Genomic DNA, 15,074 nt, shown 5'->3' on the forward strand with positions numbered 1-15,074 from the left:
GTCCGATGGCAGTGGAATTCAGATCCCGGCAGCGCCGAGAAAACATGACAGTGAGGCGACGGCGGTGAGGCGGAAGCGCAGCGTCAGCCAGCCCGCGGCCTGGTGGCGCGGATAGACCTTGCGGTCGACGAGGTAGCAGGCAATCAGCGTGACGCCGTGCACGACCAGCCCGGCATGCGGCGGCATCAGCACCGCGGGCCAGGCAATCAGCGACGGCACGATGGCCCAGACAAAACGGCCGCTGTCGGCCTGCGGGCGGCGGATGCCGAAGCCCCAGTGGATGCCGCCGAGAAACGAGACGATGACGCCGGCATAGGCCGACAGGCCAAGGCTGACGTGGCCCTGCACGTCGCGGCGGACGATCCAGATCAGCAAGGCGCCAATCACAAATGGCAACAGCCCGGCATAGGCAAGCCACTGGGCTTGCCTGCCGGGCCGGCTGTCGACGTGGCTGGTCGACGGCGAAGATTCATTCAGACTCAAATCAATCTCCTCGCTCCGCGTCGGTGGCGACGCGGTTCACGCACCGGCGCATGCTGCGCCGGGATACCGCTCAGCGGTTGCCGAAACCGCTGCTGCGCGGACGCTGCGGCTTGCCGAAACCACCCTTGCCGGCCGGACGGCCTTCCGGGCGCGGCTGGAAGCGGGCCGGCCGATCCGATGCGCCGCGGTCGAAGGCACCACGCGCTGCGCCGGGTGCTGCGCCACGGGGGACGAATGCCGCATTCGGCTCACGGCGATCGTCGCTGCGCTGGAAGGGGCTGGTGCTGCGCGAATGCGGCGCCGGGCGCTCTTCACGCCGGCCACCGGCACCAGCGCCACCGAACGGCTTCTTGCCGTAGCTTTTCGCAAACGGCTTGGGAGCGCCGAAGTCGCCTTGCGGACGGCTTGCAAACATCTTCGGCTGCGGGCTTTTCGGCTCCAGACCGGCGATCGACGCGACCGGAATATCCTGCGTCGTGAACTGCTGGATGCGACGGATCATGCTGACGTCCATCCGCTCGGCCAGCGTCACCGCGAGGCCGTTGCGACCGGCGCGGCCGGTACGGCCGATGCGGTGCACATAGTCCTCGGCCTTCATCGGCAGGCCATAGTTGATCACGTGGCTGATCGATGGCACGTCGATGCCGCGCGCAGCGACGTCAGTGGCGATCAGGATCTTCAGCTGCTTGTTGCGCAGGCCTTGCAGCACGCGGTTGCGCCGCCCTTGCGGATGGCCGCCATGCAGCGAAGCGACGTGGTGACCCATGTCGGCGAGGCGATCGGCGAGCCAGTCGGCGTCGCGCTGCGTGCTGGTGAAGACGACCGCCTGCTCCATTTCGCGCTGCGTCAGGATGTGGTCGAGCATCGCATTCTTGTGCGACGAGTTGTCGGCCCAGTGCAGGCGCTGCTCGATGTTGGCGTGGGTGTCGGTGTGCGACGCGACGTCGATGCGCTGCGGATCACGCAGCAGGTTCTGCGCGAGGCGGCCGACATTGCCGGCGAAGGTTGCGCTGTACATCACCGTCTGGCGCGCGGCCGGCACATGGTCGGCGATCGTCGAGATATCGTCGATGAAACCCATGTCGAGCATGCGATCGGCCTCGTCGAGCACCAGCATCTCGACATTCTCGAGCACCGCACGGCCACTTTGCAGGTGGTCGATCAGGCGGCCCGGGGTCGAGATCAGGATGTCGAGCGGACCACGCAGTGCGGCGATCTGCGCCGGATACGGCACGCCGCCGACGACGGTGGCCACGCGCAGGCCCTGCACATGACGGCCGTAGGTCGTTGCTGCCTTGGCGACCTGCATTGCCAGTTCGCGCGTCGGTGCCAGCACCAGCACGCGCGGCCCATAAACGACGCCCTTCTCGCGCCGCTTCGTGTTGTCGCCGCGGGCGGCGAGCACGCGCTCGAGCGCCGGCAGGATGAACGATGCGGTCTTGCCGCTGCCGGTGCTCGCCGACACCATCAGGTCCTTGCCGGCCAGCGCCGGCGGAATCGCCTGCTGCTGGACTTCGGTCGCGGTGGTGTAGCCGGAATCGACGACCGAACGGAGGAGGGCCTCATGCAGGCCGATGTTGCTGAAACTCATGGTCTTCACTTCTTCTCAAACGCGGCACCGGGCGCTCCCATCGTCGGGACGCGCCAGAGCGCCTGAAGCCCGTCAACGGACGAGGCTTCGATCAGTCGCAATACAGAAGGTCCGAACCAGCCCACGGCGACGCCGGGGAGGTGCTGGTGCTCGGGAACAGTCAATGCGACGGCATCGCCGCCGACCCTGTCCAAAAGCACGAAGCCCTGGGGTTCGGTCTAGCCGCACGGAAAGAACCGCGGGAAGACCAGATGAGGTCAGAGGGGATGAACGAAACGCCACGGTTGCCAGTTGGCTCATCCGGGCGAAGCTCGCATTCTACATCAGATTCGGGTTTCCCCGCAAACCGATGCGTCGTTGGACGGTCAGACCGCCAGCAGATGCTGCCGGTAATAAACCAGCTCGTCGATCGACTCGTGGATGTCGGCCAGCGCGGTGTGCGCTTGCGCCTTCTTGAAACCAGCCATCAGCTCCGGTTTCCAGCGCCGCGCCAGTTCCTTCAGCGTGCTGACATCGACGTTGCGGTAGTGGAAAAACGCCTCCAGCGCCGGCATGCCACGGGCCATGAAGCGGCGGTCCTGGCAGATGCTGTTGCCGCACATCGGCGATTTGCCTTTTGGCACGAACTTGGCAAGAAATTCGATCACCGCCGCCTCGGCCGCCGCCTCGTCGACGGTCGATGCCTTGACCCGGTCGATCAGGCCGCTGCGGCCATGGGTGCCCTTGTTCCAGGCATCCATGCCGTCGAGCACCGCATCGCTCTGATGGATTGCGAATACCGGCCCCTCGACGCGCACCGTCAGTTGCGGGTCGGTGACGACGACGGCAATTTCGATGATCCGGTCGCTGTCGGGCAGCAGGCCGGTCATCTCGAGGTCGATCCAGACCAGGTTGTGTTCGCTGATGGCGAGTTCGCTTTGCATGGTATTGGCGGCAATGGAATACCGGGCGATTCTCGCAGCCCTACACTTGCGCCCCATGCAGATTCATCATTTGACGTGGCTGTTCGTGCTCGCACTGGTTGCGTCCTTTCTCGGCCGATGCTGGCTGGCCAGCCGGCAGATTCGCCATGTCGCGCGGCACCGCAACGAGGTGCCGGCGGCCTTCGCCGATTCGGTCAGCCTCGCGGCGCATCAGAAGGCAGCCGACTACAGCATCGAGAAGCTGAGGCTCGGCCTGCTCAGTGCCGCGGTCGGCAGCGCGGTGCTGCTCGGCTGGACGCTGCTCGGCGGACTCGAACTGCTGAACGGGCTGCTGCTCGAGTCGGTGCAGCCGCTGCTGCCCGGTGCCTGGGGCGACATGGCCTACCAGCTGAGCCTGCTGCTCGCCTTCGTCGTGATCGGCGGCCTGATCGAACTGCCGTTCGAGCTGTACAGCACCTTCGGCATCGAGCAGCGCTTCGGCTTCAACCGGATGAGCTGGCGCATGTACCTCGCCGACAGCGTCAAGTCGGCAGCGGTCGGCATGTTGATCGGCCTGCCGATTGCCGCATTGATCCTGTGGCTGATGGGTGCGGCCGGCGCGATGTGGTGGCTGTGGGCCTGGGCGGCGTGGGTCGGCTTCAACCTGCTGATCCTGGTGCTGTATCCGACCGTGATCGCGCCGCTGTTCAACCGCTTCGAACCGCTCGCCGATGAAAGCCTGAAGAGCCGGGTACAGGCTCTGATGCAACGCTGCGGCTTTGCCGCAAAGGGTCTGTTCGTGATGGACGGCAGCCGCCGCTCGGCGCATGCCAATGCCTATTTCACCGGCCTCGGCGCGGCCAAGCGGGTGGTCTTTTTCGACACGCTGCTCAGCAAGCTGACACCGGGCGAAGTCGAGGCCGTGCTGGCCCATGAACTCGGCCATTTCAAGCACAAACATGTGCGCAACCGCATCATCATGATGTTCGGCTTCAGCCTTGCCGGCTTTGCGCTGCTCGGCTGGTGTTCGTCCCAGCTCGCCTTTTATGCATCGCTCGGCGTGCGGCCATCGCCGGCGGCGCCGAACGATGCGCTGGCGCTGCTGTTGTTCCTGCTGGTGATTCCGGTGTTCGGCTTCTTCTTTTCGCCGCTGCTCGCCGGCCTGTCGCGCCGCGACGAATTCCAGGCCGACGCCTATGCCTGCGCGCAGGCCGACGGCAGCGCCCTCGCCAGTGCACTGCTGAAGCTGCATGAGGACAACGCGACGACCCTGACGCCGGACCCGGTTTACGCGCGCTTCTATTACTCGCATCCGCCAGCGGTCGAGCGTCTGGCCGCGCTGCCGGCCGCACGCCCGGCCGGCGCGAACGCAGCGGGTCTGGCTTCGGCGGGCGCTTGAGCAGCCAGGCTTCAGCGGCAACTGCCGCAGCACGTGGGGCCGGCGGCCGCAATGATGGCGCCGTCGACACCTTCTCCGGGCTGGTCGTCGCTGGCCATGGCCGCCATTACATCGTCGAGACGCCGGATGGCGGACGGCTGATCTGCCATCCACGCGGCAAGAAGAGCGACTGCGTCGTCGGCGACCGCGTCTGCTGGCGGCCGACCACCGACAGCGGCGAGGAAGGCGTGATCGAATCGCTGCAGCCGCGGCGCAATCTGCTGTTCCGGCAGGATGAGTGGAAAACCAAGGCCTTTGCCGCCAACCTCGACCAGATCCTGGTGATGGTGGCCAGCGAGCCAGTGTTCAGCGAGTCGCAGTTGACCCGGGCGCTGATTGCCGCGGCCAGTGCAGGCATCGATGCGAGCATCCTGCTGAACAAGGCCGACAAGCCGGCGATTGCCGAAGCGCGCGAGCGGCTGCAGCCGTACCGCAAACTCGGCGCATCGGTGATCGAAGTCAGCCTGAAGGCTGCGCCGGACGAGGCCAGGGCCGTGCTCGATCCGTTGCTCGCCGGCAAGGCCAGCCTCGTGCTCGGGCCGAGCGGAACCGGCAAGAGCACGCTGATCAACCTGCTGGTGCCGGGGGCCACGGTGCAGGTCGGCGAGATCTCGCAGGCGCTGAATTCCGGCCGCCACACGACGACCCACACGCAATGGCACTGGATCGACCGTGCGGGTGGTACTGCATTGATCGATTCACCCGGCTTCCAGGAATTCGGCCTGCGCCAGATCGACGCCCAGGAACTGCCGCGGCTGATGCCGGACCTCGCGGCGTTTTCTGGCGAGTGCCGTTTCTACAACTGCAGCCACCAGCACGAACCCGGCTGCGGTGTGCTGGCCGCACTCAAACGCGGCGAGATCAGCCCGTCGCGGCACCGCATCTACGGCGAGATCCTGCGCGAAATCAGTTGACCACCCCCGTTGCGGCTGACCGGCGGAGCCGGATCCGCGGTTGCTGCTTGATTGGGGACGCCCAGCGGCGCGTTATCCGATCAGGTTCGCAAGCGACAGCAGCGCGAGCAGCAGCATCCACAACACCATCGAGCGCCAGACCAGGCCGACGATGCTGCGCAGGTGGTCTTGCGTTGGTGCGTCGCCCGGTGTGGATCCGGCCGATTCGACCTCGTCACCGAGCGTGCCGCTGGCAAAGGTCTTCGAGCGGTCCGGAGTCACGCCCGGTGCAGCATTGCCGCCGAGGCGAACACCGACCGCGCCGGCAGCGGCTGCGAGGATGATGCCTTCGTTCGGATGTTTCCACAGCCCGGCGTCGCGGCGCCAGCCGTTGACCGATTCCTCGAAATTGCCGACCACCGCAAAACCGAACGCCGTCAGCCTCGCCGGCAGATGGTCGATCAGGCTGAACATGCGCTGCGACAAGGCCATCAGCCGCTCGTTCGACGGCTCACCGATGGTCTGGTTCTTGAAACCCCAGTAGCGGCTTGCAAATTCCGCCATCCGGTAGAAAACCGCGCCGGCGGGCCCGAGGCCGATCGTCGAGAAGACGACGAAGCAGAAAAAGACACCGAAGACATGGCGGTGCGCGGCGAGCAGCGAATGCTCGATGACATGGCGCAGCAGCTCGGTGCGCGGCAGTTCACTCGCATCGAGGTGCCGCCATTCGGTCAGCAGCCGGCGGGCCGAGGTCTCGTCGCCGCGGTCGAGGGCATCGCGGATGTCGGTGAAATAGTGGCTGAACTGGCGAAAACCGAGCGTCAGATACAGCACCGCGACCGACCAGACCAGCGCCAGCAGCACGCTGAACTGCGCGATAAGCAGATGGATGCCGAAGATCAGCAGCGCCGGTACCAGCACGGTGATCGCCCAGACGATGCCGGCATGGTGCGACTTGCCAGCGTCGAAGTTGCGCGCGGTCCAGCGCATCCATGCGGTCAGCCCCTCGTGGACCGGGTTGCCGTGGGGCAAGGGCTTGAGCTGTTCGAGCAGCAGTGCCAGCAGGACGGAGAAGAAACTCATGCCGGGCAATCATAGCCGTGCATCGGCGCCGACGGCCGTCGGCAGCGAGGCTTCAATGGAACGAAACGTACCGGCTCAGGCGCTCAGAAACCGATAGAAATTGCGCAGCATCGCAGCGGTCGCGCCCCAGATGAAAAACCGCTGCTGGCGCCCGTCATTGCCGGGGCCGTCCCACGGCATCGACAGGAATTCGCGCTGCACACCGCCGAATTCGACCCTGTGCCAGCGGTGATGCGCGGGCGTCATCAGAAACGACAGCGGCACCTCGAACACATCGGCCACCTCGAAAGCGTCGAGCGCCAGTGTGAAGTCGGGCTCGACCAGTCCGACCACCGGCGTGACGACAAAACCCGATCCGGTCGTGTAGGTCGGCATCTGGCCGATCACCTGCACATGACGCGAATGCAGACCGATCTCCTCGAGCGATTCACGCAGTGCCGTATCGACGACATCGCGGTCGCCCGGGTCGACGCGGCCGCCCGGAAAACTGACCTGCCCCGGGTGGTCGTGCAGATGGTCGGTGCGCTGCGTCAGCAGCACCGTCAGTTCATCGCGCTGCACCAGCGGCAGCAGCACCGCGGCCTGCGCAGCGGCACGCTCGACGAAACGCCGCTCGACGGCAATTTCCGGCAGCCATTGCGGCGGCGTACGGAAGCGCTTGACGATGTGCCCGGCGTTCAGACGGTCGGAGGCAACCGGCGGCAGGTGCGCATCCACCGATGCGACCGGGAGATCCTCGACCTTGAAATTCAGTGCCATCGGCTCAAAAACGACGAAGCCGCCTCGACGGCGGCTTCAGCAAGCAGCTTCGCCGCATAGGCGAAGGCCCGGCGATCAGGCCAGCTTTTCCTTGATGCGCGCCGACTTGCCGCTGCGGTCACGCAGGTAGTACAGCTTGGCACGACGGACATCGCCACGGCGCTTGACGACGATCGATGCGATCAGCGGGCTGTACAGTTGGAAAGTGCGCTCGACGCCCTCACCGCTGGAGATCTTGCGGACGATGAAGCTGCTGTTCAGGCCGCGGTTGCGCTTGGCAATCACGACACCCTCATAGGCCTGCAGACGCTTGCGCGTCCCTTCGACGACCTTCACGCTGACAATCACCGTATCGCCGGGGGCGAACTCGGGGATGGTCGGGTTCAGGCGGGTCATTTCTTCCTGCTCGAGGGTCTGGAGCAGGTCCATTCCCTTCTGCGCGCGATTTGCTGCGACGTTTGACATTGGGTTCTCCGAGTGATCGTACCGAGGCCTGTTGAAGGTGTAGGAATGCCTGGCAGAGGATCGAAAAGCCTTTGATTATAGCCCAAGCTTGCGAAGATACTGCTCGTCGCTGTCGCTCAGCCGCCCGTCGGCGCGCGCCTTCTCGATCAGGTCGGGCCGACGGCGCGCACTGAGCAGCAGCGACTGCTCACGCCGCCAGCGGGCAATTTCGCGGTGGTTGCCGCTGCTCAGCACGGCCGGCACCCCCGCCTCCGGGAATCCCTCGGCGGCGGGCAACACCTCGGGCCGGCTGAAATGCGGGCAGTCGAGCAAGCCGTCGGAAAAACTGTCCTGCAGATGGGACTGCTGGTCGCCCAGCACACCCGGCTGCAGCCGCGCAACCGCATCAAGCAGCGCCAGCGCCGGCAGTTCGCCACCGGACAGCACGAAGTCGCCGAGGCTCAGTTCGACGTCGACATGGCGATCGAGAAAACGCTGGTCGATGCCCTCGTAGCGGCCACACAACAGGATCGCGCCCGGACCATTCGCCCACTGCCGTACCAGCGCCTGATCGATGACGCGCCCGGTCGGCGAGAAATGCACCACCGGCCCCGCGCTTTCGCCTGCTGCCGCCCGCTGCTGCCTGACCTTCGCCAGCGCGCGTTCGAGCGGTTCGGCGAGCATCAACATGCCAGGCCCGCCGCCATAAGGGCGGTCGTCGACGCGGCGGTAGTTGTTGTCGGCGAAATCGCGCAGCTGCCAGAGATGGACCCCGACCTGACCCGATTCGAAGGCGCGCCGCGTGATGCCGTGCGCCAGATGCGGCGCGAACAATTCGGGGAACAGCGTGACGATGTCGAAACGCAGTCCGGCGTCGGTTGCCATCACCGGCCTCAGTAGTCCGCGCCCCAGTCGACACTGATGCGGCGCTCGTCGAGGCTGACGCCATCGACGTAGGCTGCGACAAAGGGGATCAACACCTCGTCGGCTGCAACCACCGGCTGGTCGGCCGGCCCGACCCGGAGCACCGCATGCGGGCCGGTATCGATCAGACCGAGCACCTGGCCGAGCCGTTCGCCTTGCCGGTTCACGACATCGAGGCCGATCAGGTCGACCCAGTAATACTCGTCGTCGTCGGCGGTCGGAAAACTCGACCGCGCGATGCAGATCACCGCGCCGCGCAACGCCTCGGCGCCAGCGCGGTCATCGATCTCCTGCGCATGCGCGACGATGCCATCGGCATGCGTCTTTGCCTCGATGATCTTCAGCAGCGGCGGCAGCGCGGCCATCGCCGCTGCGCCACCGGGCCGCTTGACAGCGCCGGCGGGCGGCGCCTTCAGATACCAGCGCTTGCTCGAAAACAGCGCCTGCGGGTCGGCCGCGAAAGCCTGCACCCGGAACCAGCCCTTGATGCCCCACGCCTCGCCGATCCGGCCGACCTCGATTGCATCGGTGGGCATCTGCGGCGCGTCGGCGCCGCCGTCAGCGGGCTTCATTGCTGCTGGCCCGCAGACAATGCCGGTATCAGGCCGCGGCCTTGGCCTGGCCGACCAGACGTGCCACCGTCGGCGACAACTGAGCGCCCTTGCTGGCCCAGTATTCGACGCGGTCGAAGGCAACGCGCAGCGGCTGCTCGGCACCCGAGGCGACCGGGTTGTAGAAACCGACGCGCTCGATGAAGCGGCCGTCACGGCGGATCCGCGAATCGGCAACGACGATGTTGTAGAAGGGACGGCGCTTGGCGCCACCACGGGAGAGTCGAATCACGACCATGATTGTTCCTTGAAAGATGAAATCGTCCACCGCACCAGGAGACACTCAGGGCGAGCAGAGCATGTACCGGCCAGACCCTGGCGCCGCAGCACACCGCGGCATCAGGACCCAGGCCCCCTTTGTTCGACGTCGTAGATACGCCGGAGCCCTGCCTTGCAGGTTGACCCCGACCGCCACCGAAACCGCGCATTATAAACTGACCGGCTTTGCCCGCAGCATTCCGATGACGAAAACCGATCCAGCCCCGCCCGCCGCATCGCCGCTGCTGATCCGCCCGTCGCAGCCAGGCGACCTCGACGCGATGGCGGCGATCTACGGCTGGCATGTCGCGAACAGCAGCGGCACCTTCGAGACCACCGCGCCGTCGGCCGAGGAATTCTCGCGCCGGCGCGACGACGTGATCGGCAAGGGCCTGCCTTGGCTGGCCGCCGAACGCGACGGCACTGTGCTCGGTTATGCCTATGCCAATCCGTTCCGGCCGCGGCTGGCCTACCGATACTGTCTCGAGGATTCGATTTATGTCGCCGCCGACGCAGGCGGCCAGGGCATCGGGCGGCTGCTGCTGGCCGAACTGCTCGCGCGCTGCGAAGCCTGGGGCGGGCGGCAGATGATCGCGGTGATCGGTGATTCCGCCAACGCCGCGTCGATTGCGCTGCATCGCTCGCTCGGCTTTACCGACTGTGGCCGGATGGCCGCTGCCGGCTGGAAATTCGACCGCTGGCTCGATGTCGTGCTGATGCAGCGGCGGCTCGGCCTCGGCGACACCGCTGCGGCCGACCCCCGATGATCAGCTCTCCCCCGACGTCAAGCTGCCGGCAACGCGGCACGACCCGATGAAGCACGGCAAATCAAAAACCCTCGCGACCTGGATCGCGCTCGTCGGCGGCGCGCTCGGGCTGCACCGCTTCTATCTGGCCGGCGCACGCGACATCTGGGGCTGGCTGTATCCATTGCCGACCTTGCTCGGGCTGTACGGCGTTTTCCGGATGCGCGAGTTCGGCCTCGACGACCAACTGGCCTGGCTGCTGATCCCGCTGCTCGGGCTGGCGCTGTCGGCAGCGATGCTCAGCGCAATCGTCTACGGGCTGACCAGCGACGAGGTCTGGCAGCAGCGCCACAACCCGGACCGCACGCCGGCCGCGCCGAGCGGCTGGCTGGCCGTGATCGGCGTCATCGTCGCGCTGCTGATCGGCGCCAGCGTGCTGATGGCGACGATTGCCTTCAGCAGCCAGCGCTTCTTCGAGTACCAGGTCGATCAGGCGCGCCAACTCAGCCGCTGAGACCGGCCGCTCCGCGCTGCTCAGGCGGGCAGCCGCTCGACATCCTGGTCGGCGACCTCGGCAAGCCAGTGTTCGGCGATGCCGAGACCGGGAATGTGGACCAGCGGCGCGATCTCGACCAGTGGCTTCAGCACGAAGGCCCGCTGGTGCATCCGCGGATGCGGCACCGTCAGCCCGGGCAGGTCGATGATCTGCTGGTCGTACAACAGCAGATCGAGGTCGAGCGTGCGCGGCGCGTTGACATAGGGCCGCTCGCGACCATGCCGTGCCTCGATGCGCTGCAGTTCGGCCAGCAGCAGCCTGGGCGTCAGGCCGGTCTTCGCGGCGAGCACCGCATTCAGGTAGTCGGCGCCGGATGAATCGATCGGTGCACTGCGGTACAGCGACGATGTCGCGGTCACCCTCGTGTCAGGCATCGCGCGGCAATCCTCGATCGCGGCGAGCACCGTTGCGTGCGCGTCGCCGAGGTTTGCTCCTATGCCGATGAAGACCTCGATCATCACCCCGCCCCAGCGCCTCCGTCAGGCGCCTATCCTGCCGAATTGTCGGCCGGTCGGGCGGCTGTCGCACCCCCTTCGGAGGCAGCTGTTGCCGGCTTGCGACGCCTGCGGCGCCGTTTGCGCTCCGGCGCAGCCGCCTCTTCGGCATGCGGGACGTCGGCGCCGTTGCCATCGACAGCCTGACCCGGGTCGGCCGGACGGCGCGCACGTTTCGGCTGCTGCTTGCGCAGGTCTTCGATCAAGGCACGGCGCGCATCGTCGTCCTCCTGCGAAAAATCCTCCCACCACTCGGCCAACCCGGCATCGCCTTCGCCGGCGTCGGCGCGCAGCCGCAGGAAGTCGAAGCCGGCACGAAAACGCGGCTGCTCGATCAATGACAGCGGTCCGTTGCCGACACGGCGTTCGAAACGCGGCTGCATCAGCCAGATTTCGCGCATGTCGGCGCCGAGCTTGCCGCGCCCGCTGATTTCGCCAACACGCGCATCGAAGACCGCGTCGATCGCCTGCTGCAGCGCCGGATGCGGCGCCTCGCCCGCCGCCTTCAGGCGATCCCAGCCCTGCAGCACGTCATGCCAGAGCAGGCAGGCGAGCAGAAAACTCGGCGCGACCGGCTTGCCCTCACCGACCCGGCGATCGGTATCGGCCAGCGCCAGCTCGACGAAGCGCCGCCGCGCCGCCTGTTGCGGCGCGTCCGACAGCACCGCATCGAGCAGCGGAAAGACACCCTGGTGCAGCCCCTGCTTGCGCAATTCGGCCAAGCTTGCGAGCGAGTGGCCGGTCTGCAGCAGCTTGAACATCTCGTCGAACAGCCGCGACGGCGGCACGCTGGCAAGCAGCGCGGCCATCTCTCGTATCGGCGCGCGTGTCTTCGGCTCGATCTCGAAGCCGAGCTTGGCGGCAAAACGCACGACGCGGATGATGCGAACAGGATCCTCGCGATAGCGGGTCGCCGGATCGCCGATCATCCGCAGCAGCTTGCGCCGCGCATCCTTCAACCCGCCGTGGTAGTCGACCACGATTTGCCGCTGCGGGTCGAAATAAAGCGCATTGACGGTGAAATCACGCCGCGCCGCATCCTCGATCTGTGGCCCCCAGACGTTGTCGCGCAATACCCGACCGGCCGCATCGACGACCCGCGTTGTCGACACGTCGGCGCCGCGCTTGAAATTCTTCTCGTTGCCGTCGACCTGTTCGGCCGCCGCCGGGTCCATCACCGCACGGAAGGTCGAGACCTCGATCACCTCGTGTTCGCGGCCGCGCCCGAACACGACATGGACGATGCGAAAACGCCGGCCGATGATGAAGGCGCGACGAAACAGCGACTTCACCTGCTCCGGCGTCGCATTGGTCGCGACATCGAAATCCTTCGGCCGCAGCCCCAGCAGCAGGTCGCGCACCGCGCCGCCGACGATGTAGGCCTCGTAGCCGGCGTCGGCGAGCGTCTGCACGACCTTCACCGCGCGATCGTCGAGCAGCGACAGATTGATGCCATGTTCGGCCGGCCCGATCTCCAGCCGTTTGCCGAGCGGCGGGCCGCTGGTCGATGCGGCCGGCTTGCCGAGCAGCTTGTCGAGAAATTTCTTGATCATTTGAACAATTCGAGTATGCGCCAGCCGCGCTCGCGCGCCAGTTGGGCCAGATCGGGGGACGGATTGGTGGCGACCGGGTCGGTGGCCCGTTCGAGCAGCGGCAGGTCGTTCATCGAGTCGCTGTAGACGCTGATGCGTTCGAAATCGGCCCAGCTGCAGCCGAGTTCGCGCAGCCATTCGTCGACCCGTGCGGTCTTGCCGGCGCGGAAGGTCGGAATGCCGCGGATCCGGCCATTCGGACGGCCATCGTCGTTCTGCTCCAACTGCACCGCGAGCAAGGTGTCGATGCCGAACGCGCGCGCAATCGGTGCGGTGATGAAGTCATTGGTCGCGGTGACGAGTGCCACCCGGTCGCCTGCGGCCTGGTGGCTGCGCACCAGCTCGCGCGCCTGCGGCGTGATCGCCGGCTCGATCACCTGCGCCATGAACTGCGCCTGCGCGGCTGCGCATTCGGCCGCGCTGTAGCGGCGCAGCGCGGCAGTGGCGAAGTCGATGTAGGCGTGGATGTCGAGCGTGCCGGCCTGGTAATGCGCATAGAAGTCGTCATTGGTGCGGCGGAATCCGGCTTCGTCGACCCAGCCGAGGCCGATGATGAACTCGCCCCAGGCATGGTCCGAGTCGAGCGGCAGCAAGGTGTGGTCGAGATCGAACAGGCAAAGCGATGTCATCGGTCGGCAACTCCGGCAGCCTGCTGCTCCTGCAGCATCTGCCTGATCAGCGGAATCGTCAGCGCCCGCTGCTGGCTGAGCGCAAATTCGTCGGCGCGGTCGAGCAAGGTCATCAGGCTTTTCAGGTCGCGCGCAAAATGGCTCAGCACATAGGCACCGACGTCTGCCGGCAACTGCAGCCCGCGCCGCCGCGCCTCGTTGTCCAGCACGGTCTTGACGTCCGCCTCGCCAAGCGGCTGCAGCGCCAGCACATCGCCCCAGCCGAGCCGGCTGCGCAGGTCGTCGCGCAGCGGCAGATCGACAGGCGGCAGCCGCCCTGCCGCTGCAACCAGCGCACCGCGCGCCACCGCATCGACAAACAGCGCAAACGCTGCCTGCTGGCGGTCGGCATCGAAGCCGTCGCAATCGTCGAGAACGACCAGCTCGCGGCGTTCATCGAGCGGCCACGGCAACGGCGTTTGCGGATCGAAAAAACCGACCTCGGCGCCGCGCGCCTGCCAGCGGCCGGCGAGCGCGCCAAGCAGATGGCTCTTGCCGCAGCCGGCCGGGCCCCACAGATAAACCGCCGGCAGCGGCAGCGCTGCAGCGGCCGGATGGGCAGCCAGTTCGAGCAGCTGTGCCACCGCCAGCACATTCGGCCCGGCGACGAAGGTGTCGAAGGCAGGCGGCCGCGTCCGGCCGATCGGCAGCGTCAGCTGGCGCATCGGCGGGGCGGAAGGCAAGGGCTCGGGCTGGCCGACCACGGACGGCGCGGCCACGGTCAATGCAGGCGCGGCCGCCCGCCGGAGGCGCGCAGATCGTTCAACCGCTGATCGATCGCATCGCGGTCCACCGCATCCGGGCGGGCATCGAGGTAGGCCGACAGGTCCTGCACCGCCGACTCGAACTGGCCCAGCTCGGCCCACGTCAGGCCGCGGTCGCGCAATTCCTCGTAACCGTCGGGCAGCAGGATCACCAGCCGGTGCAGCACCGACAGCAGCCGCGGCCAGTCTTCCTCGCTGCGGTGGATCTCTTTCAGATTGCGCAGCATCCGCGCCAGCACCTCGCGCGCCGGCGCCTCCTGCAGGAACAGGCCTAGCGGCATGTCGAAGTCGCCGATCAGCCCGTGGCTGCGCTTGTAGGGCAGCAGCATCTCGTCGAGCTGTTCGCGCGACAGCGAATGGCCGTTCATCGGGTCGATCACGACCTCGCCGGACTGGATACCGCCCTGCACCCTCAGCTTGACGAGAAAATGGCCCGGAAACGAGACACCGCGCGCATGCAGGCCGATCTGGCCGGCAAACTCGATGTACAGCACGGCCAGGCTGATCGGGATGCCGCGGCGCGTCGCCAGCACCTGCGGCAGGTAGCTGTTCGCCGGGTCGTAGTAGTTGTTCAGGTTGCCGGCGAAGCCGAGTTCCTGGAAAAAATAGCGGTTCAGCAGGCGCAGCCGGTGCAGCGACGGCGCATCGGCCGGGATGCGGCGCGCCAGCCGCCCGGCCAGCGCATCGATGTCGGACAACACCGCCTGCACATCGAGGCGCGCATCGTCCTGCTGGGCAATCGCCAGCGCCGCCTCGGTCAACGGGATGCTGGCGTCGTCGGCCACCAGCGCGCTGAAATAACTCAGCGCGGTCGGTGGGTCGAACAGCTTGTAGGTCGGCATGGATAAAGTGTAGAGCTTCGCCAGTG

18 protein-coding genes are annotated in these 15,074 nt (G+C 66.7%); 4 read left to right on the forward strand and 14 right to left on the reverse strand.

What is annotated here, in order from left to right:
• Window positions 1-18 precede the first annotated feature (18 nt).
• The 3 genes from ACNH6H_RS06030 to orn all read right to left on the reverse strand — a co-directional run bounded on the left by ACNH6H_RS06030 (window position 19) and on the right by orn (window position 2,997).
• Complete coding sequence (locus ACNH6H_RS06030; protein WP_418316475.1) at window positions 19-483, reverse strand: DUF3429 domain-containing protein; 465 nt, start codon at window positions 481-483, stop codon at window positions 19-21.
• Between the two features lie 70 nt (window positions 484-553).
• A complete protein-coding gene (locus tag ACNH6H_RS06035; RefSeq protein ID WP_418316476.1) occupies window positions 554-2,074 on the reverse strand; it encodes a DEAD/DEAH box helicase in 1,521 nt (506 codons plus the stop codon).
• 365 nt (window positions 2,075-2,439) lie between these two features.
• Entirely contained in the window at window positions 2,440-2,997 is a 558-nt protein-coding gene (gene orn, locus ACNH6H_RS06040) for an oligoribonuclease (RefSeq protein WP_418316478.1), read from the reverse strand.
• 55 nt (window positions 2,998-3,052) lie between these two features.
• Between orn and ACNH6H_RS06045 the strand changes: the two genes are divergently transcribed.
• Together ACNH6H_RS06045 and rsgA are read left to right on the forward strand one after the other, a co-directional pair.
• Window positions 3,053-4,375 carry a M48 family metallopeptidase gene (locus ACNH6H_RS06045; protein ID WP_418316480.1) on the forward strand — a complete coding sequence of 441 codons (1,323 nt, stop codon included), beginning with the start codon at window positions 3,053-3,055 and terminating at the stop codon, window positions 4,373-4,375.
• Window positions 4,372-5,328: a ribosome small subunit-dependent GTPase A gene (rsgA, locus tag ACNH6H_RS06050; RefSeq protein ID WP_418316482.1), complete on the forward strand. Its 957-nt coding sequence runs from the start codon at window positions 4,372-4,374 to the stop codon at window positions 5,326-5,328. Before ACNH6H_RS06045 ends, rsgA begins: the two co-directional genes overlap by 4 nt.
• Before the next feature lie 72 nt (window positions 5,329-5,400).
• Here the strand turns inward: rsgA and ACNH6H_RS06055 are convergent, their stop codons facing one another.
• The 6 genes from ACNH6H_RS06055 to rpsP all read right to left on the reverse strand — a co-directional run bounded on the left by ACNH6H_RS06055 (window position 5,401) and on the right by rpsP (window position 9,366).
• Window positions 5,401-6,390 carry a CobD/CbiB family protein gene (locus ACNH6H_RS06055; protein ID WP_418316484.1) on the reverse strand — a complete coding sequence of 330 codons (990 nt, stop codon included), beginning with the start codon at window positions 6,388-6,390 and terminating at the stop codon, window positions 5,401-5,403.
• A 75-nt stretch (window positions 6,391-6,465) separates the two neighbouring features.
• Window positions 6,466-7,149, reverse strand: coding sequence for a CoA pyrophosphatase (locus ACNH6H_RS06060; protein WP_418316486.1), 684 nt, complete (start codon window positions 7,147-7,149; stop codon window positions 6,466-6,468).
• 75 nt (window positions 7,150-7,224) lie between these two features.
• Window positions 7,225-7,578: a 50S ribosomal protein L19 gene (rplS, locus tag ACNH6H_RS06065; protein WP_418321248.1), complete on the reverse strand. Its 354-nt coding sequence runs from the start codon at window positions 7,576-7,578 to the stop codon at window positions 7,225-7,227.
• Window positions 7,579-7,689: 111 nt separating this feature from the next.
• Window positions 7,690-8,460 (reverse strand): tRNA (guanosine(37)-N1)-methyltransferase TrmD, encoded by a 771-nt coding sequence (gene trmD / locus ACNH6H_RS06070; RefSeq protein WP_418321250.1) that lies wholly within the window; start codon window positions 8,458-8,460, stop codon window positions 7,690-7,692.
• Between the two features lie 26 nt (window positions 8,461-8,486).
• Window positions 8,487-9,089: a ribosome maturation factor RimM gene (rimM, locus tag ACNH6H_RS06075; RefSeq protein WP_418316488.1), complete on the reverse strand. Its 603-nt coding sequence runs from the start codon at window positions 9,087-9,089 to the stop codon at window positions 8,487-8,489.
• 28 nt (window positions 9,090-9,117) lie between these two features.
• Complete coding sequence (rpsP, locus tag ACNH6H_RS06080) at window positions 9,118-9,366, reverse strand: 30S ribosomal protein S16 (RefSeq protein WP_309700217.1); 249 nt, start codon at window positions 9,364-9,366, stop codon at window positions 9,118-9,120.
• Between the two features lie 223 nt (window positions 9,367-9,589).
• Here rpsP and ACNH6H_RS06085 point away from each other — a divergent pair, with 223 nt between their 5' ends.
• Window positions 9,590-10,153, forward strand: a complete 564-nt coding sequence (locus ACNH6H_RS06085) for an N-acetyltransferase family protein (RefSeq protein WP_418316490.1) — start codon at window positions 9,590-9,592, stop codon at window positions 10,151-10,153.
• A gap of 46 nt (window positions 10,154-10,199) precedes the next feature.
• The gene (locus ACNH6H_RS06090) at window positions 10,200-10,646 is read left to right on the forward strand and encodes a hypothetical protein (RefSeq protein ID WP_418316492.1); all 447 of its coding nucleotides are present in this window, start codon (window positions 10,200-10,202) and stop codon (window positions 10,644-10,646) included.
• A gap of 20 nt (window positions 10,647-10,666) precedes the next feature.
• Here the strand turns inward: ACNH6H_RS06090 and folK are convergent, their stop codons facing one another.
• The 5 genes from folK to ACNH6H_RS06115 are packed head-to-tail and all read right to left on the reverse strand — an operon-like array spanning window position 10,667 to window position 15,048.
• Window positions 10,667-11,146 carry a 2-amino-4-hydroxy-6-hydroxymethyldihydropteridine diphosphokinase gene (folK, locus tag ACNH6H_RS06095; RefSeq protein WP_418316494.1) on the reverse strand — a complete coding sequence of 160 codons (480 nt, stop codon included), beginning with the start codon at window positions 11,144-11,146 and terminating at the stop codon, window positions 10,667-10,669.
• 29 nt (window positions 11,147-11,175) lie between these two features.
• Complete coding sequence (gene pcnB, locus ACNH6H_RS06100; RefSeq protein WP_418316496.1) at window positions 11,176-12,735, reverse strand: polynucleotide adenylyltransferase PcnB; 1,560 nt, start codon at window positions 12,733-12,735, stop codon at window positions 11,176-11,178.
• Complete coding sequence (locus ACNH6H_RS06105; protein ID WP_418316498.1) at window positions 12,732-13,403, reverse strand: HAD family hydrolase; 672 nt, start codon at window positions 13,401-13,403, stop codon at window positions 12,732-12,734. Before ACNH6H_RS06105 ends, pcnB begins: the two co-directional genes overlap by 4 nt.
• Window positions 13,400-14,107, reverse strand: a complete 708-nt coding sequence (locus ACNH6H_RS06110) for an HdaA/DnaA family protein (RefSeq protein ID WP_418316500.1) — start codon at window positions 14,105-14,107, stop codon at window positions 13,400-13,402. The genes ACNH6H_RS06105 and ACNH6H_RS06110 overlap by 4 nt, the downstream gene beginning before the upstream one ends.
• A 56-nt stretch (window positions 14,108-14,163) precedes the next feature.
• On the reverse strand, window positions 14,164-15,048 hold the full coding sequence (locus ACNH6H_RS06115) for a SirB1 family protein (RefSeq protein WP_418316502.1): 885 nt from the start codon (window positions 15,046-15,048) through the stop codon (window positions 14,164-14,166).
• Window positions 15,049-15,074 lie beyond the last annotated feature (26 nt).

The sequence above is a fragment of the Pseudideonella sakaiensis genome (genome assembly GCF_048320135.1).
GTDB lineage: Bacteria > Pseudomonadota > Gammaproteobacteria > Burkholderiales > Burkholderiaceae_C > Ideonella_A > Ideonella_A sakaiensis_A.